Annotated in this window: 14 protein-coding genes; 7 read left to right on the top strand and 7 right to left on the bottom strand. The window is 41.7% G+C overall.

What is annotated here, in order from left to right; all coding sequences use genetic code 11:
• Positions 1–35 precede the first annotated feature (35 nt).
• The 6 genes from ACRRSQ_RS18925 to ACRRSQ_RS18950 all read right to left on the bottom strand — a co-directional run bounded on the left by ACRRSQ_RS18925 (position 36) and on the right by ACRRSQ_RS18950 (position 7302).
• The gene (locus ACRRSQ_RS18925) at positions 36–1475 is read right to left on the bottom strand and encodes a sulfatase family protein (protein ID WP_440877342.1); all 1440 of its coding nucleotides are present in this window, start codon (positions 1473–1475) and stop codon (positions 36–38) included.
• 65 nt (positions 1476–1540) lie between these two features.
• Positions 1541–3070 (bottom strand): sulfatase-like hydrolase/transferase, encoded by a 1530-nt coding sequence (locus ACRRSQ_RS18930; protein WP_440877343.1) that lies wholly within the window; start codon positions 3068–3070, stop codon positions 1541–1543.
• Between the two features lie 276 nt (positions 3071–3346).
• Positions 3347–4093 (bottom strand): FadR/GntR family transcriptional regulator, encoded by a 747-nt coding sequence (locus ACRRSQ_RS18935; protein ID WP_440877344.1) that lies wholly within the window; start codon positions 4091–4093, stop codon positions 3347–3349.
• A gap of 109 nt (positions 4094–4202) precedes the next feature.
• Positions 4203–4832 carry a 2-dehydro-3-deoxy-6-phosphogalactonate aldolase gene (locus ACRRSQ_RS18940; protein WP_440877345.1) on the bottom strand — a complete coding sequence of 210 codons (630 nt, stop codon included), beginning with the start codon at positions 4830–4832 and terminating at the stop codon, positions 4203–4205.
• Positions 4822–5724: a 2-dehydro-3-deoxygalactonokinase gene (locus ACRRSQ_RS18945; RefSeq protein ID WP_440877346.1), complete on the bottom strand. Its 903-nt coding sequence runs from the start codon at positions 5722–5724 to the stop codon at positions 4822–4824. Before ACRRSQ_RS18945 ends, ACRRSQ_RS18940 begins: the two co-directional genes overlap by 11 nt.
• 9 nt (positions 5725–5733) lie before the next feature.
• A complete protein-coding gene (locus ACRRSQ_RS18950) occupies positions 5734–7302 on the bottom strand; it encodes an MFS transporter (RefSeq protein WP_440877347.1) in 1569 nt (522 codons plus the stop codon).
• Positions 7303–7538: 236 nt separating this feature from the next.
• On the opposite strand from ACRRSQ_RS18950, the gene ACRRSQ_RS18955 reads away from it, so the two are divergent.
• From ACRRSQ_RS18955 to ACRRSQ_RS18975, 5 genes are all read left to right on the top strand, one after another.
• Positions 7539–9527, top strand: coding sequence for a glycoside hydrolase family 127 protein (locus ACRRSQ_RS18955; protein WP_440877348.1), 1989 nt, complete (start codon positions 7539–7541; stop codon positions 9525–9527).
• A gap of 90 nt (positions 9528–9617) precedes the next feature.
• Positions 9618–11282 (top strand): hypothetical protein, encoded by a 1665-nt coding sequence (locus ACRRSQ_RS18960; protein ID WP_440877349.1) that lies wholly within the window; start codon positions 9618–9620, stop codon positions 11280–11282.
• Positions 11283–11558: 276 nt separating this feature from the next.
• Positions 11559–13583 (top strand): hypothetical protein, encoded by a 2025-nt coding sequence (locus ACRRSQ_RS18965; RefSeq protein ID WP_440877350.1) that lies wholly within the window; start codon positions 11559–11561, stop codon positions 13581–13583.
• A complete protein-coding gene (locus tag ACRRSQ_RS18970) occupies positions 13583–14122 on the top strand; it encodes a PEP-CTERM sorting domain-containing protein (RefSeq protein WP_440877351.1) in 540 nt (179 codons plus the stop codon). The genes ACRRSQ_RS18965 and ACRRSQ_RS18970 overlap by 1 nt, the downstream gene beginning before the upstream one ends.
• Positions 14123–14335: 213 nt before the next feature.
• The gene (locus tag ACRRSQ_RS18975; RefSeq protein ID WP_440877352.1) at positions 14336–15718 is read left to right on the top strand and encodes an ATP-binding cassette domain-containing protein; all 1383 of its coding nucleotides are present in this window, start codon (positions 14336–14338) and stop codon (positions 15716–15718) included.
• A 92-nt stretch (positions 15719–15810) separates the two neighbouring features.
• Here ACRRSQ_RS18975 and ppc read toward each other — a convergent pair whose 3' ends face one another.
• Positions 15811–18372, bottom strand: coding sequence for a phosphoenolpyruvate carboxylase (gene ppc / locus ACRRSQ_RS18980; RefSeq protein WP_440877353.1), 2562 nt, complete (start codon positions 18370–18372; stop codon positions 15811–15813).
• A 344-nt stretch (positions 18373–18716) separates the two neighbouring features.
• Here ppc and ACRRSQ_RS18985 point away from each other — a divergent pair, with 344 nt between their 5' ends.
• Positions 18717–19697: a coproporphyrinogen III oxidase gene (locus tag ACRRSQ_RS18985; RefSeq protein ID WP_440877354.1), complete on the top strand. Its 981-nt coding sequence runs from the start codon at positions 18717–18719 to the stop codon at positions 19695–19697.
• A gap of 12 nt (positions 19698–19709) precedes the next feature.
• Positions 19710–20558 carry a YitT family protein gene (locus ACRRSQ_RS18990; protein ID WP_440877355.1) on the top strand — a complete coding sequence of 283 codons (849 nt, stop codon included), beginning with the start codon at positions 19710–19712 and terminating at the stop codon, positions 20556–20558.

Consider the following 20558-nt stretch of genomic DNA (forward strand, 5'->3'; position numbering starts at 1 on the left):
ATGCGAGTGAATGATTGTTTAAACTTATGCTCAGCTTATTCTATCGAGAACATTTCACCGTATCGTGGCATATCTGCTTTACGCCATTCATCACCTTCTTGATGAATATGAAACCATTGTGGCGGCTTATTTGACCACGCCCAATGCGCAACATCGTTAACCATGTCTTGCAAAATTAATGGGTGTTTGTCGCTTAAGTCATGCTGTTCGCTGATATCATTTTCAATATCAAACAACTGCCATTGACCGGTTTTTTTAGTGCGTACTGCTTTAAACTGATCACGCCTTACTGAAATATCGTGTGCCGCTAAGCGATGGCGCATAATAAATAAGCTTTCACCAGAGCGGGCATTGGAACCGTTTAATACATCTTGCCAAATATCTTTACCGTCAAGTTGCTTATTTGGCGGCAGGATTGCGCCGGCAAGTTGGCTAAAAGTAGGGTAGAGATCTAACGCAGATACTGGATATTGATAGTGCTTACCTTGCTTGATTGCTTGCGGCCAATGCACAAACATTGGTACCCGATGACCGCCTTCATGGGCACTGCCTTTGCCTTCTTTAAGTGGTTTATTTACTCCGCCTTGACTGACTTTACCGCCATTGTCGCTTAAAAATACAATTAAGGTATTTTCATATTGTCCTGTGGCTTTTAAGGAATCAACAATACGTTTGATACCGCGATCTACCGCATAAACCATCGCTGCATAGGTACGACGCTTTTTATCTTTAATATGACTAAATTTTGCCAAGTCTTCTGCTTTAGCTTCTAACGGCACATGTGGCGCATTGTAAGCAAGGTAAAGGAAAAATGGCTGCTGTGAATTTGTGGCTGCTTTTTCAACAAAGTTCACTGCTTCACGCGATAAAGCATCGGTAATATATTCAGTTTCTCTAACGTCTTTACCGTTAAACTCTAATGGCTTTAAATAATCGTTGATGTATTGCAGTCCTTGCTTTTTCAGCGCTTGATAACGTGGACGATATTTGTCAGGAAAATACTGATGTCCGCCGCCTAAAAAGCCATAAAAGTCGTCAAAACCACGATTGTTGGGATGATATGGCGCTAATTCACCTAAATGCCATTTACCAATTGCACCAGTGTAATAGTTCGCTTGTTGCAGCGTTTTACTGATGTATTGTTCGTTAACGTCGATGCCAGTAGATGAGCCATTTACCGGTAAATTAAAATCCGCACCGATTTTATGCGGATAACGACCGGTCATTAATGCGGCGCGGCTTGGTCCACAAAAAGGGTGAGCAACATAGGCTGAACCAAAGACCACGCCTTGATTAGCCAGTTGATCAAGTTGTGGCGTTTTAATTTCAGTATTGCCATTAAAGCCAACATCGGCATAGCCTAAATCGTCGGTGAGCACTAACAAAATATTAGGTCTTGGTGCTTCTTTAGCAAAAAGACTAAGTGAACAAAGCGCAGCTAACGCGCAGATGCTTTTTAACGTGATAATTTTCATTATTAACCTCTAGGCCAAGCCGATGCTCGGCAGATAATCGTAAGTTTGACTATTGCCAAGTAAACTTAGCGTAAATACGCTTTTGCGTGATATTCCAGTTTTGCTAACGAAGGATCATCAACACGTGCTAATTCTGCTTTGAGCAATTGCACCATCTGTGCGCGTTGCTTTTTGTAGGCAGGATTGTTAATAAGATTGGTTACTTCGCCAGGGTCTTTTTGTAAATCGTATAATTCATCGCGATTGTCTCCGGGGTTCCAAACAAATTTCAGCTCAGGTGTGCGCACAGCACGAATACCAAACCAAGAGCCGTTATACCATTCATACGCATACAAGGCAGTGTCGGCATGACCTTGCTCCGCTTGGTCGCCTTGTTCAATAAGTGGTATTAAGCTGTGCCCGTCGACTTCACCGTCAGCCGGTAGTTGCATCCACTGGGCGAGTGTCGGCGTAATATCTAACATTGACACTTGACGTGTGACGGTGCGCGATTGTTGCTTAGGATCTTTGATAAGTAACGGCATACGCATTAATTCGTCGTACGCATACGGACCTTTGTCGTAAAGGTTATGTTCACCTAACATGCTGCCTTGGTCGCCAAGCAATACGATATGTAAATCGTCGTAAATACCTTCATCTTTTGCCGTTTGCAATAACTCACCAACAATGCGATCAACCATAGCAATTGCGCCATAATAATAAGCTCGCGATTTGCGCCAATCCATTTCCGACATGTGGCTGACATCATGCCAAGGCCACCAAATACCATCTTGAGCAAGGGGTTTGTTGATACGTTTTACGCCATGATTGCTCGGTAATTCAACCTTGCTTGGGTCAAACATACTGGCATATGGTTCTGGCACGCGGTAAGCAGGGTGAGGTTGATTAAAGCTGATCACACCAAAAAACGGACGCTCATCTTTCGCCACTTGTTTCAGCATTTTTTGACCATTAAGCACTTTTTTATAAGCGTTTGTATCTTTATAGCCGCCCGGTAAGGTTAACCAATATTCGTGCTTTTCATTATTTTTATCGAGCTTGCCGTTTTTATAACCTTCTATTTGCGCCACTTTGGCATAAGGGGTGTATTGGCGACTAAATCGCTCGCGCGGTTCATGACCGTGGCTCAAGTCTATTTCTGCGCCGCGCATTTCTGTGCCACGAGCACCTAAGTGCCATTTGCCAACATGACCAACGAGATAGCCGGCCTCAGATGCACGTTTGATTAAACCACCTTCTTTTAAATCAAGCTCTGATAATCGGGAATGATACAGCTCTACATTATCATCAAGACCAGTTTTATGACCCCAACGACCGGTGTACATCGCTGCACGCGAAGGTGAGCAAAGCCCTGTGGTGGTCATGGCATTGTCAAAACGGGTTGACTCAGCAGCTAATGCGTCAATATTAGGCGTATGTACAGGGCCGCCACGATAAGAAAAGGAGTCAAAACGCATATCATCAAACATCAATACTAATACGTTAGGCTTTTTAGCAGGTGTCGCCGTTGTTTTAACATCGGCATTAGCCGTACAACCTAACAGTAGTGTGCTTAACGCCAGACTAACTAACGCGAGTGTTGTTTTATTTTTCATTTTATTGTTCTCGTCTTGGCAAAGTGCAGTTAGCTGAACCAAATTCCCTTGCGAATTTTGATCACCATGTGCAAATGCCTATTTAAGATGTGATTTATTTAAACATACTATGTTTAACAATAAAACCTGAATTGCTATATTTATTAGCTAATATTGTGTAAAAAATATGTAAAGGCGCAAACAGGTAAGTGAGACATACATTTAACACGCCCTAAAAACAAAAAACGCCACAAATACCTTGTAGCGTTTTTATCAAATAAGATTTTTTAAGACTGGCTATTCGCGAAAGTCGTCGCCAAACGCTTCTTTTAGTCGTCTGATCGCGTCCGTTAATAACTTTTCCGTTAAGCGCTCAGCACCTTCGGCATCACCCGAGGCGATCATTTGATACACATCGCGATGAAATTTAACCGAATCGCTATTTTTACGCGGGTCTTGGTTAGTAATGCGAACACTAACTAATAGCGCCGAGTAAATAACACCTTCCATCGCGTTTAAAAATTCATTGTTAGCTGCACGTAATACCGCTTTATGGAAAAGGGCGTCAGCAACAACAAATTTTTCAATAGTGCCTTCTTCTTGTTCCATGCGAATTACCGCATCTTCAATTTCTTTTAAATCTTCTTTACTTGCGCGTTCAGCCGCCCAACGTGCAGCTTTTGGTTCAAACGATAAACGAACATCCATTAACTGGCTGATGAAGGCTTCATTTGGCGGTGCAGTAATATGCCAAGCTAACACATCGTCATCTAATAAAATCCACTCATGGCGTGGACGAACTTTAGTGCCAATGCCTCTGCGTACGTCAAGTAACCCTTTACCCACGAGTATTTTCACTGCATCACGAATAACCACGCGACTTACTTGAAAACGTTCTGCAAGGGCATTTTCGTCATCAATTAAGGTACCGGGTTCAAATGTACCAGCAACAATACGGCGACCTAATTCTCTGGCAACTTGTACCGAAAGGCTAGGTGTCATCTTGGTTGCACGTTTTAAATCGTAATAAACTAACTCACTCATAATTTGGGGACTTATCTAAGGTAACAATAAATTAAACATAGTATGTTTGTAGTTTACAGTCTTGTCGGGCTTTAGCAAGGTTAAATAACTATCACAGCACGTTTTTTCATCAACAACTTTTAAAGCTACTGACATAAGCTTGCGCATTATTACGAATTTCCTCGTTTGACATACCGGCTTTATATAAGGCTGAACCTAAACCAAAACCAACAGCGCCAATATCAACATAAGGCTTCATACTATCAACCGACGGTTCAATACCGCCAACCGGAAAACACAAGGCTGATGGAGGTAATACTGACTTCAACGCTTTAAAGCCTTCTTGTCCTACCATAGAAATCGGGAATAATTTTAAACCGGTAGCGCCAAGTTCAAGTGCTTTAAAGGCTTCACTTGGGGTAACAACGCCAGGAAAGGTTGCACAGCCGGCATCAACCGCAAGTTTCATTACTTGTTCATTTAAGTTTGGCGTAACCACTAAATTTGCACCGGTTGCAATCACTTGCTCTGCCAACACTGATGTGGTCACTGTGCCGGCACCAATTAAGTATCGGTCACCAAATTCTTCGACTAATAATTTGATGCTGGTTAAGGCATCTGGGCTGTTTAGCGGCACTTCAATAATAGTAAAGCCTTCAGCAACCAAAATATTTGCCACATTAATCACTTCATCGGGCTTAACGCCACGTAAAATCGCAATTAAAGGTAGGTGATTGCTAAGCTCAAAACTAGCGGTCATGGTTGAGTTCCTGTATTAAAATGTTCATACCCTCAAGGAAACAGTCATTGCCTGACATAGGTATGCTCTCGATACCAAAATGATGACAAGCTAATTGGTATCTATGGGTTAGTTTGTCTCCGCCGACTAAATAGACTTGTTTAGCTTGCAGATCTTGTAATTCATAACCAATCAACATACCTGAAAGATAATCAGGCACTTGTTGCTCGTTTAATTGGTCAAATAAACGATGGGTCCAGGTCAGAAAAATACTGTTCGTCAGTTTGGCACCTTTTGATTCGGCAACGCCTTTTAAAAAGGCCTGTTGATCAAATTCAATATCACTCACCACGTCTTTGGCGAGAAATAAATGTTTACTCAGTACTGAAAATATCTCGCCCGTTAATATGCTCGAAAATTGGATAATTTTATTATTACGCATTAACGCATGTTTGCTGTGTGTGCCCGGTAGTATTGCGGTAAATTCACTTTGGTTAATCAGGTTATTTAAGCCAAATAGTTGCACTTCTTCACCACGCATTACATCAAACCTATCGTTTGGCAGTTGATGTTTTACTCCTGGCATAATGACCGCTTGTGGTCCCCAAGGTAATTGGAATTTATGCGCTGATTCTACTAATTGTGCTGGATTAACTTGCGTCGCAGCATAAGGTACGTTCACCCAACCTTTTTTCGAGCCAACCATACCTGCCATGTAAATAGGTAAGTGTTGATATTCGGGTAGCCAGTCTGCCAACATTTCCTGCAAGGTTTCTGCAAACTTGCCATTTTCGACACTTAAAAAGCCTAAGTTTAATTCTTTAATATCGATAACTTTATGGCTAGCACTCAATGCAAAAGCACGAAAGTTGGTGGTGCCCCAATCAATAACTAAATAACTTACTTGATTCATTCTATTTTCCTATGCTTTGGCCAGCTCAAGCTCAATTGCTTCTATGGTTTTACCTTTAGTTTCAGGTAACGCAAACCACATTACGACAAGGCCAGCTAAACCGAGTACGGCATAAATTAAAAATATGGCGGAAACCCCCATATTATCGAGTTGCCACGGGAAAAATTGCTGAATTGACCATGAAGAAATCGTTTGTACTAACGCGGCAAACGGCAACGCGACACTACGCACGGAGTTTGGAAATACTTCAGAAAATATTACCCACATTATGGGTCCAATCGACATATTAAATGCAGCTAAAAATGCAAATATACCAAATAAAACCAAGGCGGCATTAACACCCATAATACTAGCATTGATAATGGCACCGCTAACTAATGGCAGCTCTTTTTTGTCAAATATATGCGCTAATTCAGTTTTTAAAGCAACATCACTAGTAAAGGTTTTTCCCGCTAAGCGCTCAATTTTATTTTGATCGATACCTTCTTGCTGAAGATGGGCAACCACGGCAGCCGTTGCTTGTTCATCAAACACATAACTGGCTTGGCTAAAACCGTACCAAGTAGCGCCATGGGCCACAACCACCAACAACAATCCCGCAATGGTTAGAAAGCGCCTTCCTAATTTTTCCACCAAGGAAATCGCAATTAAGGTTGCCGCTAAACCAACTACACCAGTGGTGATGGTTTGCATAAAGGTATCTTCAACGCTCATACCTACTTGCTCAAACACCATAGGCGCAAAAAAGAGTACTGCGTTCATGCCAGTGGCGCCTTGCACTATGGCGTAACACACCGCTAAAAACAGCACAAATTTCATCCGCGCACTAAACAACTCTTTTAATTGACCAAGGGTATCGAGCTTTTGTTCGCTTTGTAGACTTTGCTTAACTTGGCTAATTAGCGCGTCTACTTGTTCAATTGGCGCTATTTTTTCAAAAACGCTTTGCGCTTCATCACTGCGGTCTTTCATCACCAACCAACGTGGCGACTCTGGAATTTTTAACAATAAAACAACCCAAACCGCATTCGCAATGAGCTCGGCACCTAACATAATACGCCAAACATTTTCGTTGGTGATCCAGCTAATACCGTCCATCGCCAGTAATAAAAAGTAATTAACAATAAAGGCGAGTAATAAGCCTAAACCAATCATAAATTGATTAATGGAGACAAATTTACCGCGCTTTTCAGCCGGTGCTATTTCACCAATATACATGGCTGAAACGGTTATCGAAGCAAAGGCAACACCACCAATAAAGCGCCCAACTACAAGCATTTCGTAGCTTACCGCTGTAGCAGAAATTAATGAAGATAATGAATAGGTTATGCCAATACCTAACAGCATTTTTGAGCGACCATATTTGTCACATAAGTGGCCAGTAAAAAATAAGGCAACAATAACACCTAATAAAGCACAGCCAACAACCGTACCTTGTTGCAAGCTGTCTAATTCAAACACTGAACTCACAAAACGAATGGCACCCGAAATATTGGCAGCATCTAAGCCAAAAACAAAGCCACCAAAAGCAGCGATGAGGGAATACTGGGTAACACGACGGTCAGAATTATTTTTCATAATTTTACACTATGGGCTGTACATAAGATCATTTTAAACATACTATGTTTAAAAGTTTCAAAACACAATAGTTAATTTAGCTTTAATAAAGACGAATTAAAAAACTGCGTAAGTATAGCTTAGAAAAAATAGTCACTATTGGTTACTCACGCTAACGCAAACAGATAAAGAAGCACTTGATCAGCTACTATTAACCAAGTGCTGTAGCAATAAAGAAATTAAGAACGAGGTAAATAATGAGTGTTCCAGCTAACTTAGACAAAGCCATTTTGGCAAATTCAGCAAGTCCCCATGTAAAGCTAAAAGCGACAAATTTTGGTGATTGTCAGTGGACCAATGGCTTTTGGGCAGAGAAAACACAAAAAGCAATCGACGTTATGATCCCTTACATGGGCGATGTGTTATGTGGCGATATTGGCCATGCGCTAAACAATTTCAAAATAGCAGCAGGTCTTAAAGACGGCGAACATAAAGGCATGTATTGGCACGATGGTGACTTTTATAAGTTTATGGAAGCAAAAACCTATGCTTATGCACTTTCAAAAGACGCTAAGTTATTAACCGAGCTTGATGAATACATCGACATTCTTGCTAAAGCACAAGAGCCTGATGGTTATTTGCAAACACAAATTCAATTGCGTGACGACGCTGATAGATACGAAAACCGTAAGTATCATGAAATGTACAACACCGGTCATTTATTTATTAGTGCTTGTGCACATTTTCGCTTAACCGGGCAACGCAATTTCTTAGACCTTGCCATTAAACATGCTGACCTGCTGTACACCATTTTCTATCCAGATACTAAACACTTCCAACGTTTTGGTTTCAACCAAACCCAAATAATGGGCTTAGTTGAGTTATACCGCAGCGTAGGCGATAAAAAGTACTTATTGCTGGCACAAAAATTTATTGATCGCCGTGGTACCTTTGAAATTAAGCACGATGCGACAACCGTCGGTTATCCTATTGGTGACATGGTGCAAGAGCGCACGCCACTACGTGAAGAAACCGAGCCAGTAGGTCATGCAGTTTTAGCCCTTTATTACTACGCAGGTGCGGCAGACGTTTATGCTGAAACAGGTGAAACGGCACTAATTAGCGCCCTTGATAGATTATGGGAAAGTGTTACCCAGAAAAAAATGTACGCCACCGGTGCCGTGGGTCAAACCCATTACGGCGCGTCGGCAAACCGCGATATGATTGAAGAAGGTTTCATCGACGATTACATGATGCCAAACCTGACTGCCTATAACGAAACTTGTGCCAACTTATGTAATGCCATGTTTAGCTTTAGAATGTTAGGCATTCACGGACAAGCAAAATACGCCGACATTATTGAGCTAGTAATGCACAACAGTGGCTTGTCGGGCATTAGTGTTGAAGGTAAAGACTACTTCTACGCTAACCCACTGCGCATGTTACACAATACACGTAACTATGACGCCCATGCCGATGTAACAGAAACGCCAAATCGTGAAGGTTATTTAAGTTGTTTCTGTTGCCCGCCAAATTTAGTACGCACCATTTCTAACCTTTCAGGCTGGGCATACAGTATTTCAGACAATGGCGTTTACGTTAATTTATATGGCGGCAACCAATTAGCCACCACCTTGCAAGACGGTTCAACCATTAAGCTTTCTCAAGCAACTGAATATCCGTGGAAAGGTTTAGTGAAGTTAACGGTTGATGCCTGTAAAAACGAAGCGTTTGATATTGCTTTACGTATTCCGGGCTGGGCTAAAGAAGCAACAATTACGATAAACGGTAAACCAGCTGATGTTGCAGCAACACCACAAAGCTACGCCATCATAAACCGACAGTGGCAGCAGGGCGACGTGATCACCCTCGATATTCCAATGGAAGCAACCTTTATTGAAGGTCACCCTCGTATCGAAGAAGTACGCAACCAAGTGGCCGTAAAGCGTGGTCCAATTGTTTATTGTGTTGAATCACCTGACTTACCCGAAGATAAAAGCGTACTCGACGTTTACCTTTCGGGCGATAGTGAACTTAAAATCAACCATCAAGAAAATTTCTTGGGCGGTATTTCTACCATTGAAACCGAGTTATTGCTGCGTAAAAACACCTCAAAAGAGAACATGTACAACGCAGTGAGTAAACCGCAATGGCAAACTATGACAACACAATTGGTGCCGTACTTTGCATGGAGTAACCGTGGTACCGCAGAAATGACGGTATTTATGCCGATTGTGTGGAGTTAAAACCCACTTTAACCTTCTTCCCCGTTTAAGCTCTTCAATACAATTAGGTATTGAAGGGCTTTTTTTTAAACTAATAATAAGGAAACGATAATGGAAGTTACTATAAAACAACAAGTTATAAACAAGAGAAGTTACCTAAAAATACTACTTACAACGCTCGGGATGCTGAGCTTTAGTGCCGCTGTACAAGCTGATAGCATCGGCAACAAAGGGCAATATTTTTCTAATAAAGTCTTTAATACTGTCGTTAGCACTATCGACAATACCGGCTCTTGTAGCACCAGCAATAGCAACGCTTCACCAGCGGCTTGTACAGGAAAAATTCAAACCGCACTAAACAATGCTTCAGCAGCTAAAGGCGTTGTCGTAATTAAAAAAGGTACGTACACCCTAAATCGCATTAAAATGCCGTCGAATGTTCGTTTAGAAATAGCACCTGACACCGTACTTAAAATGAACCAAAACATTCTTTTTGATCTTGGCAAAAATGGCGGAAATTCAGCAAAAATAGAAAATGTTGAAATTACTACAACGGGTGCAAAAACCAATGCAAGCAAGAATGATCGTTTTATTATTGATGTAAATACTAATACTGTTTTTGTTGATAAACGTTTAATTCGTATTGGCTATGCTGAAAATTTTTCTGTATCTAGATTGCATCAAAAAGACAACTTTTCACAAACACCCAATATTTTTTTAGTGGCTGATGATGATGGAAAATCCGGCGTAAAAAGCGATCCTGGTGGTACCAACCTCAATCGAAATGTTAGCTACAATACTTCATTTTCCCGTATTCCGAACAAAGGTTATTTTCAAGATATTAGCGGCGAAAACATTGCCACAGGTTATGCAGTAATTCAGCCTTTTAGTGGTGAAAATTTGTATATGAAAAATATTTCTGCAACTCGTGGCGTAACCGTTCGCATTGAGCCGGGTAGCGGCATTGCCACCGACCGACTAAATCGTGCCGGACCTAGACTAGGCGCCTATAAGAATATTGTTTTGCAAAACATTAGTAATACCGGTGGTTTTGCCGCCATATTCTTAAAGCCGCACGCCAAAATTAATGAAAACATTGAAATAAAGGGCTTATCAAAGGGCACTAACTCTACTTTTGTTATTTGGGTTGACTCAGGTTCAGCGCCAACTTGGGTCGATAATCAAGATATAGGCTTTACCCGCGGTTACTTCACCAGCACCGAAATTAATGGCACGGTAAAACACATTGTTAATAATACCAGTTTTAGATCTGATATCACCAAAGCTGGAACCTATTTCTTACCTCGTAACGGCATTCGAGATACCGTTTCAAACCCTTCTAATGGTAATTTTCAATTTTATCAACTGCCAAGAGATGGCTCAGGTTCTCGCTGGTTAGGTCAACCCATTGCGCCGATCGCAATCGCCTCGGCATATTCAGCAACTGATGTGGGCAATAACCGCGTAAAAAGAACAGACCAAATTGGCAAGTTTGTAAGCGCTAGCATTGAAGCACCAATGCAAGCTTCACAAGAAGCACTTGATCAAGGTTCAACAAATACGTTGCGCAAACGTTATCGTAAATTTGGCGGCCGCTACTTAGTTGATATAAATGCCAATATTCAACCAGACAGTGACATCAACTTTCAATTGTTAGGGAAAGATGCAGGCGATGTTACCTTTTCAAACCCAGTACTTTACCGCCAACATGCAATAGAAGGCACCAATAAAAACGGTGGCTCAATTGTGCAATCAACAGAGTTCATTGCCAAATAACGCCTAGTCGTTTCAAACTGTTTTGTTACACAGCAACTTATTGATTAGTTAGTAAATAGGTTGCTGTTGATTTTTAACTTTCCTATACTAAAAACACAAACAAAACATCATATGTTTACATAGATATCATTTGATCGTATATTGATGAGCGAAATTTAATCACCTTGATAAGTTTCGCAAAAAACCAAAACACAAAAACGAAAATAAATAACCTGAAGTGATGATCTCCTCACTATACGGCGTGTATAAACCGAGCTCAGGTAAATAAGGATGAAGATGAAAAACAACAACAAGCATTCGATTACAACTAAACTATCGCAAATCAGCATTGCTGTTGCTCTAGCAGCAACAAGTGCTAATGCATTCGCAGATTCGCTAGCCGGCGAATTTCAGCAAAGTATCATCGACCAAGGTAAGGCGTATTTCACCAACTTAGTCGACGATGCACAGCCAACCATTATTACTGCCATCGACGGTGAAACATGGGCCGAGCAAACCGCGCGAGTGCAAGCTGCAATAGATGCTGCATCGTTAGAGCATAATGGTGGCGTGGTGCAATTAGTGGGTGAGCATTTTCGTTTAGGTCACATTGAACTTAAAAACAATGTGCGAGTAGAAGTCGACCCTGCAGCCACTATCGATATGATGGAAAAAGTTCTATTTGATATGGGGCGTGGCGCGTCAAATTGGGTATTGCCCGAACGTCAGCAAAATATTGAAGTGACTTCGATGGTGCAAGGGGAAAAATTTACCATCAATGTCAATCGTCCAGTGAAGAAACGTAATGCCATTCCATTTCGTGTTGGCTACGTATACAACTACGCTTTGTCGCATTTCCATATTGATGACTATTACACCATTTTCCCGTCAGTATTCATTGTCGCCGATAGCGATAATCGTAAAGAATGGCACAATTCAACCTACGATCGCATTTCGTTTAAAGGTGCAATCGTTAACGCGAGCTCTGACGAAGTTCACACCGGCTACGCCTTAGTTCAGCCTTTTAGTGGCAAGCGCATTTACATGAAAGACTTAACTGCTGAAGGTGGCTTAACGATCCGTTTAGAACCCGGTAGTGGTAAGTCAAACGATTGGTTAAATCGCGCCGGTCCAGAAGTCGGCAATATCGCCGAAGTTCGTCTAATTAACATTCATAATACCGACGGTATGGCGGCATTATTTCTAAAATCGCATGAAAAAATTATCTCAGATATTCATGCCACTAACATCACTGCTACCGACAGTGCCTTTGCAGTAATGTCAAACTCAAGTGATTCAAAGGTTTTTCAACGTGGACGCTTTGAAAATATCAAAGTCGACGGTTTAATCAAACTCGATTTCACCATAGATGAACCGCGCGCTGACATTGGCCCTTCTTCACAATATTTCATTGTTGACAGCCACTTAGCTCAATTGCAAGCCGACGCACTTATCGACTTTGAAGCGGGCAATCGCAACAATAGCAACCCCATTTATGGTGATCTGCCGTTATCGCCAACCGGTGATATGGCGCGCCGCGAAACAAAACCTATGGCACCCGTATTAATGGCGTCAGCCGATAGTGCCGAAACTGCAGGATCACGCTTTTTAGGTCGCTGGCACTATGATATTTCATCAGCCGATATTCAAGGCTCAGACGCTTTAGCGCTTGAGCACGACACCTTAACTTTGTATCGAGAAGAAGCGCGTTTGCTTAATGGTCGACCGGGCACTGACTGGGCACAAGAAAAAGCGTGGGATATGGATGGCGATGGTACGCGCAATCGTTTTGAAGATGACTTTGACGGCGATTTAGTGCTAAACGAAGACGACGCCTTTCCTTACGACAAAGATGAAACTATAGATTCCGACGGTGATGGCTACGGTGACAATAGTGATAAATTCCCGTACGACCCGAGTGAATGGTTAGACACCGATAACGATAATATCGGTAACAACCTTGATAGCGACGACGATAACGACGGTCATGAAGATAGCCAAGATGCATTTGCCTTAGATGCCAGCGAATGGCTAGATACAGACGACGACAACATTGGCAACAATGCTGATTTAGACGATGACCACGATGGCGTTGCCGACAGCGACGATCCCTTCCCGTTAGATGCGCGTTTACGTATTTTAGGCGATCTTGACGGCGACGACGATATCGATGCTATGGATATACGCGCCTTTAATTTTGCACTGCGCAATGGCACAACTCTACCGCTAGCATTTGATTTAAATAACGATGGCAACGTTGATCGCCGCGATACTCGCTACTTAACCAAACTATGCACTAACAACCGCTGTGGAGTGAAATAATGCTTACCTTACTTAAAAAAATAATCGCCGTTACGGCACTGTTGTCTTTACCGGTTTCTGCCTCAGCTTCTTTGATCAGCACGGAATTTGACCAAGTCAGCTATCTTGAAAACGACATAGTGACCATGGATATTTTTATTAATAATGCCAATGCCGATATCGCTTGGCTTGAATTTGATCTTGATTTTGACGATAGCCAATTTATGTTCAGTGATTTTACTTTTACTGACCAGGTTATCGCCAATACTTGGTATAGCGATGCGTTTGATTTTATTGGTTTGTCACCATTAACCGTGCAAGTTGAATTTGCTGATTTATGGCAAGACCAACTAACAAGCTCTTTTAAGTTAGGTAGTGCCACATTTGTCGCACAAATGGACGCAGCACCGACAACCACTATTGGCTACTTTGAAACAACCGATAGCAATGGCAATGTAGTTGAAGCACAATCAGCTCAACCGGTACCAGAGCCGGCAAGCTTGGCAATGTTTGCCTTGGCGTTGTTATTTATGTTGTTACGCGTTAAAAAACAAGCATAACTATCAAACCATTAACTGCCAAAAAATTAGCTGGCTGCACGAGCTTATTTCGGCTTCGCTAAGTCGAAAACCTAGTCAACAGCAATCAATAAAAACCTCAATACTGGCAAAGTATTGAGGTTTTTTTATGCTAAATAGCTAGAAAAACTCACCAATAGCGTAATTTTTGTTATAAGCTACTAGCCCTTAATCACCGACTAATTGCCAAGTACTATGATCACCATTAAACAGCTGCAACATCCTCATTTAGCCATTAGCGAATGGCAAGTTTTAGCCAACGAACATTGGTGTATTTTAGGGAGAAATGGTTCAGGCAAACAGTACATAGATCAGCTGTTGTTGGGTGAATTAACCAATATTCAAGCAGAAACCTTATCCTTGCCACCTGCTGAAAAAGTACGTTTAGTATCGTTTGAAGCGCAACAAGCGGTTTTTGAACATGAATTAAAAATGGATCGCACTAACGAACTTAACCAAGCAGATATAGGTCGACAGGTTAAAGATTTTTTACCTGCTGATAAACTTGATCATCCACTCATTAAAAAACTGCACTTAGAACATAAGTTAACCACTGGTTATCGCCAGCTAAGTACGGGCGAAAGTCGCAAGGTGTTAATTCTAGAGGCGATATTTTCAGGCTGTGAATTATTAATTTGTGATAACCCTTTTGACAGTTTAGACGTTGCCTCATGCCAAGCGTTGTCAGACACCTTACATACCATTTCAAACCAAGGTATTAATATTTTATTGCTGTTAAGCAACCGCCAAGACATTCCTACTTGGTGTGACAAAATCGCTTTTATTGAACGTAATAAACTGTCCACATTAGGTGATTTGTCGTGTGCTGATACCCAAAAAGCCATTGATGAATTGTTATCGCCAGTGCCGTTTGATGCTAGCCAGTGGCCCGATGCACCTGAAGATGCCGAGCAAGAATTGCCTGCAAATTTAGTCGAAATGAATAACTGCACCGTCACGTACAACAACAAAGCAGCACTCAAAGATTTTTCATTAACCATTACGCCGCAACAACATACCTTGATCACGGGTCCTAATGGCTCAGGAAAATCGACCCTTGTTCAGTTGATCACTGGTGACTGCACGCAATGTTATAGCAACGACGTGAACATATTTGGCTATCAACGTGGCAGTGGTGAAAGCATATGGCAATTGAAAAAAAGCATGGGCATTGTCAGCTCAGAAATGCATCGCGCGTATCGCGTAAATTGCAATGCCTTAACCGTAGTTGCGTCAGGGTTTAGCGACTCAATTGGTATTTACAGTGAAATTAGCCAACAAGACGTCGACATTGCCAAACAATGGTTAGCTATGGTGGGTATGGCAGAGCAAGCTAATTGCTTGTTCCAACAATTAAGTTATGGTGAACAACGACTAATACTTATTGCGCGCGCGTTAGTGAAAGCGCCGTGGTTATTATTACTTGATGAACCAACACAAGGGTTAGATGAATTAAATCGCCATCGCGTACTTAACTTTTTAGAAAAAATAGCGGCAAGTCAACACAGTACTATTGTTTTGGTTAGCCACAGAAGTGATGAATATTTACCGCTATTTAAGCAACATGTTCAATTATAACAAAGTAGTTTGAGCTAAGTAGGTTTAGTCAATTAGGTTTGGCTAGCTAGGCTTAGCAAATTGAGCTAAGCCTAAACTAAGTCAGCAAAAAATTAACCGGTATTACGCATACCCGTTGCAACACCTGTCATGGTCACCATTAATAATTGCTCACAACTAGAGGCCTTATCTTGGCAACGAAGACGTTTAAGGGCTTCTATTTGTAGTAAGTGTAGTGGTAGCAAGTACGGCTGACGCAACTGAAACGAGGTACGATTCCACTGGTCACTTTCTAACGACTCGGTTTGCCCAAGCAGTTGCAGCACCTTCTCTTTGTCTTTAACTAACTGCGATCTAAGTTCAGTACCTAAGCTTTGCAACTCTGCGCTCACTAAGGTGTTGTCGTAAAGTTGAGATATAACCGGATCCGCTTTTAAATACACCATTTCGGTTAACGAAATTCTAGCGCGAAAATACGACCAGTTTTCCAACATGTCTTTGATCACGCTACTTTGCTGCTCTCCAATTTCAGCCAGTGCTTGACCAAAACCTAACCAACTTGGCACCACCAAGCGATTTTGACTCCAAGCAAAAATCCAAGGAATAGCACGAAGTGATTCAATACCACCATCAGACTTACGCTTGCTTGGTCTTGAACCTAAGGGCAAAGACGATAATTCCTGCTCTGGCGTAGCTTGACGGAAATAAGTAACAAAGTCTTGTTGATGACAAACATAGTCTCGATAAATTTCACAACTACGCGCCGCCATTTCGTCCATCAGCGCGCGCCATTGTGGTTTTGGCGCCGCTTGTGGTTTTACTAATCGCGCTAAAATTGCGCTGGCATATAAATGCAAACTGCGCACAGCTAAGTTAGGTAAACCAAATTTAAAGCGTATGGTTTCACCTTGCTCGGTTACCCGCAAACCACCGTCTAAAGTACCCGGTGGTTGAGATGCAATCGCAGCATGTGCTGGTCCGCCGCCACGACCGATAGTACCACCACGACCGTGGAATAGTTTTAAAGTGGTTTTATGTTTTTCTGCAATAGCCACTAAGCTTTCTTGTGCTTGATATTGCGCCCATGCCGCTGCTAAAACGCCGGCATCTTTAGCAGAGTCGCTGTAACCTATCATGACATGCTGAGCACCACGTGCTCGAGTTTTATACGCCTTATTGGCAAGTAGAACATCGATAACATCAGCAGCATTGTTTAAATCATCTAGGGTTTCAAATAATGGCGCAATTGGCATGTCCCAAGTAATGCCTGTCGCCTTCATTAATAGATTTACCGCAAGCACGTCACTTTCACGACTCGCCATTGAAATAATATAAATACCTAAGACTTCTTTAGGCTGCTTAGCAATAAAACTAAACGTATCGAGCACTTCTTGGGTTTGTTCACTCCAGTTGTGCTCTGGCAATAGCGGGCGAGGATTGTCAATTTCTTGCTGTAAAAATTGACAACGTTGCTGCTCACTCCAAGTTAGATAGTCGCCTAAGCCAAGTGTGGCAACAATTTCAGCGATGGTTTGATCATGAAATTCACTGTGCTGGCGAACATCAAGCTTAACCAATGAAATACCAAAGCAATGTACTTTACGGATCACATCAAGCAATAACGAATTCGCACTGCGGGTTAAGCCAACGGCAAGTAGACTATCGCGACACTGGTAAAGCGGTGTAAGCAACTCGTCTGGACTTGCTAATGCACCTTGGCACTCGCCTTCACTTAACAGCGCAATACTATGACGAAGCTTTTTAATGACTTGCTTCAAGATGCAGCGATATGGACCAACATTATCAACATCTTCTGCTAAAAGCTGGTCTGTTGCTTTGTGCATCGACAATTCTAAATAGAGATTTTTGAAATCGGTAAGATAAAGTTCCGCTGCCATTAAGCGCGCATTAATAATGGCTTGCTGACTTAATTTTGCCGTCACAAATGGGTTGCCGTCGCGATCGCCTGCCATCCAACTCGCCATGGTGATTGGTGTTGCTGATAACGGCAGTGGTTTGTTGGTAATTTTCTGACAAAGTTGGTCAAGTTCACGAACAAAAGTTGGCACCGCAAACCATAAGCTGTCACTAATCGCATTTAAACCCCAACGCGACTCGTCAAGCGGTGTAGGGCGTTGATGGCGAATTTCGTCGGTATTCCACGCTTGCTCAATAAGCTCTTCGATACGCGGATTTAATTCGGCGTCGCTATTGACCAATTGCTCGGCAATTTCATGATATTTATGAATAAAAGTGCGACGATTTACTTCGGTCGGATGAGCAGTTAATACTAACTCAATATGTAATTTATCAATGGCTTGCGCAAACGATGTTGGGTCAACATCACCTAGTTTTTCTTGCAGCGACTCCAATGGGTGCGGCAAATCTAACTCAGCTAAGCCTTGTTCACTAATGGTGTGTTGCTGCTCAGCAATATTAGCTAAATTTAAAAACTGACTAAAAGCACGCGCGTAAATCAACAATTTATCGTTATCGCACTGTGCAAACAATTGCTGAAGTTGTTCAACCGCTTTATTTTCGCCGGCGACACCGTCTTTGGCTAATAGCCTGACATGCTCAACATTATCAAGCCAATCTTGGCCTTTTTCATCAGCAATGGTTTGTCCGAGTACTGCACCTAAGGCACGAATATTCTGCGAGATAGTTTCTAACATACTTAGCCTCTAACTATTGGTTATAGTTGCTCCAACAGGCAAAACTCATTGCTTGTTGGTAAACCCTTTCTTTAATCATAGGTTAGAAGTTAACGGTTTTTAAATAAGGGTCAACTAGTGAAATATTACATCCGTACTTTCATTCTCTTTTTCGTTATCTCCTTTACTCGCGTTTTTATTCGCTCTTAATTATGTCTTTTGCTTAAAGCTTTCATACCAATTTGATTTAATACATGTTCACCACGCGCAAAAGCGACAATTATGCTATATTGCCGCTTTTACGCTTGTTAATAATGCCAATAAATTAATTCAAAAAGTAGTTCACGAAAATAAGATCAAAAATTATGAGAGTAGCAGCCAATTCCGCCAGTGCCCAATCAGCATTAACCGAGCTAAGTCATTTACAAAAATATTTTGTTGAGCAATTACAAAAAGCCGCAGAAATCGCCAATAAGCCCACCGCTTTTAGCACATTCGAATGGCTACGCGATGAAGGTAAACACGGTGGTGGCCAACGATTTGGTGCGCAAGAAAATGGCTTATTTAATCGCGCCTCGGTGAATGTTTCGCAAATTCAGTATCAAGACATGCCGGAAAAAGCCTTTTCATCAGCCACTGCGCTATCAACCATTATTCACCCTGAACATCCTTTAGCGCCATCGATGCATATGCATATTAGTTGGACTGAGCTAAAAAATGGCAAAAGCTATTGGCGCATTATGGCGGATTTAAACCCGTCGATAGAAGATAAAGCCGATACCGATCAGTTTTTAGCGATGCTAACACAAGCTGCCGGTCCACATTTACAGAGCGGGCTTGAACAAGGCGAAGCATATTTTTACATTCCAGCACTGAACAAGCATCGCGGTGTTTGTCATTTCTATTTAGAAGGTTTTGTCGGCGACCAAAATACGCCCGAAAATTATGCCATTGAGTTTGGTAGGCAAACCATAGATTGCTACATCGATATTCTAACCAAGAAAACTCGCGCTGTTGCACCTGCAACTGCGATACAAAAACAGCAACAACTTGATTATCACACTTTATACTTTTTCCAAGTATTAACTTTAGATAAAGGCACTACCGCTGGCCTATTAATTCACGATCAAAACGATATTGGCACCTTAGCCTCACTACCTTCACACATTAATCGTGATCTACTGCAAACTTGGGCAAACAATTCTGAGCTAGAATTGCAGCAATTATTAATTCGCTTATTAGACGTGGTGCCAAAGCAAGCAGTTGCAGAAATTACTCTTGAAGTAAAAACCCAAATTGCCCAAGCACTGCGCCAGCATTACCAAGAATTAGCTAAGGCTAAATAGATCCCCAATACTATGCAAACACCGTTATTGCCATTAATTAAAAACTTGTTGTTAATTACCACAGGCTCAGCTTTTTTAGCTTTTAGTATGAGCTTTTTTTTAATACCTGCACAAATTGCGACTGGCGGCACGCCGGGCATGTCGATTCTAATTCACTACATTAGTGATGTCCCCGTTGCTGCTGCAATGATCATCGTTAATGTACCTATGCTACTCGCCGGTTTTAAATTTATCGACATAGGTTTTGCGCTGCGTACGGTATTTTCAATCGCCGTGACCTCGCTATTAATTGCGCTGTTACCGCGTTATTTTGACTTTATTGGCGTCGATAATCTGATCTTGTCTGCGTTATATGGTGGCATTTGTTTAGGCGCTGGCATTGGCTTAATTTTAAAAGGCCAAGCATCGGCAGGCGGCACAACCATCATTGCCAAAATCGTCTCGCACTATACTCCCGTTAAACCTGCTCAAGCAATTTTAGCATTGGATATGTTGGTGATTATTGCTATCGCAATTATATATCAAAACATAGAGTTAGCGCTGTGGAGTTTGCTAAGTATTTACGTAACCTCAAAAACAATTGATAAAGTACTGAGCGGCAGTCCAATTCAGAAAATTGTCCATATTGTTTCAGATAATGCCAAAGGCATTGGCAGCGGAATTACCCAAGAGTTAGGGCGCAGTGGCAGTATTTTAAATGCCAGCAACTTAGCTGAAGATAAAAACAAAAAAATATTGTTTGTTGTTGTCGGGTCGCGTGAAATTCCACGCTTGAAAAACATCATCGATCAGCATGATGAAAATGCCTTAGTGATCATTATGAACGCCTCTGAAATGATGGGTTCGAGTCAGTTAAATTAA

The organism is Thalassotalea sp. PLHSN55 (assembly GCF_052030545.1).
Classification (GTDB): Bacteria; Pseudomonadota; Gammaproteobacteria; order Enterobacterales; family Alteromonadaceae; genus CANMXU01.

Excerpts from the sequence above, each read along its gene's own strand:
- ACRRSQ_RS18960 (WP_440877349.1), top strand. The coding sequence starts at position 9,618 with ATGGAAGTTACTATAAAACAACAAGTTATAAACAAGAGAAGTTACCTA.
- ACRRSQ_RS18965 (WP_440877350.1), top strand. The coding sequence starts at position 11,559 with ATGAAAAACAACAACAAGCATTCGATTACAACTAAACTATCGCAAATC.
- ACRRSQ_RS18925 (WP_440877342.1), bottom strand. The coding sequence starts at position 1,475 with ATGAAAATTATCACGTTAAAAAGCATCTGCGCGTTAGCTGCGCTTTGT.
- ACRRSQ_RS18930 (WP_440877343.1), bottom strand. The coding sequence starts at position 3,070 with ATGAAAAATAAAACAACACTCGCGTTAGTTAGTCTGGCGTTAAGCACA.
- ACRRSQ_RS18940 (WP_440877345.1), bottom strand. The coding sequence starts at position 4,832 with ATGACCGCTAGTTTTGAGCTTAGCAATCACCTACCTTTAATTGCGATT.
- ACRRSQ_RS18975 (WP_440877352.1), top strand. The coding sequence starts at position 14,336 with ATGATCACCATTAAACAGCTGCAACATCCTCATTTAGCCATTAGCGAA.
- ACRRSQ_RS18985 (WP_440877354.1), top strand. The coding sequence starts at position 18,717 with ATGAGAGTAGCAGCCAATTCCGCCAGTGCCCAATCAGCATTAACCGAG.
- ppc (WP_440877353.1), bottom strand. The coding sequence starts at position 18,372 with ATGTTAGAAACTATCTCGCAGAATATTCGTGCCTTAGGTGCAGTACTC.
- ACRRSQ_RS18950 (WP_440877347.1), bottom strand. The coding sequence starts at position 7,302 with ATGAAAAATAATTCTGACCGTCGTGTTACCCAGTATTCCCTCATCGCT.
- ACRRSQ_RS18990 (WP_440877355.1), top strand. The coding sequence starts at position 19,710 with ATGCAAACACCGTTATTGCCATTAATTAAAAACTTGTTGTTAATTACC.
- ACRRSQ_RS18970 (WP_440877351.1), top strand. The coding sequence starts at position 13,583 with ATGCTTACCTTACTTAAAAAAATAATCGCCGTTACGGCACTGTTGTCT.
- ACRRSQ_RS18945 (WP_440877346.1), bottom strand. The coding sequence starts at position 5,724 with ATGAATCAAGTAAGTTATTTAGTTATTGATTGGGGCACCACCAACTTT.
- ACRRSQ_RS18955 (WP_440877348.1), top strand. The coding sequence starts at position 7,539 with ATGAGTGTTCCAGCTAACTTAGACAAAGCCATTTTGGCAAATTCAGCA.
- ACRRSQ_RS18935 (WP_440877344.1), bottom strand. The coding sequence starts at position 4,093 with ATGAGTGAGTTAGTTTATTACGATTTAAAACGTGCAACCAAGATGACA.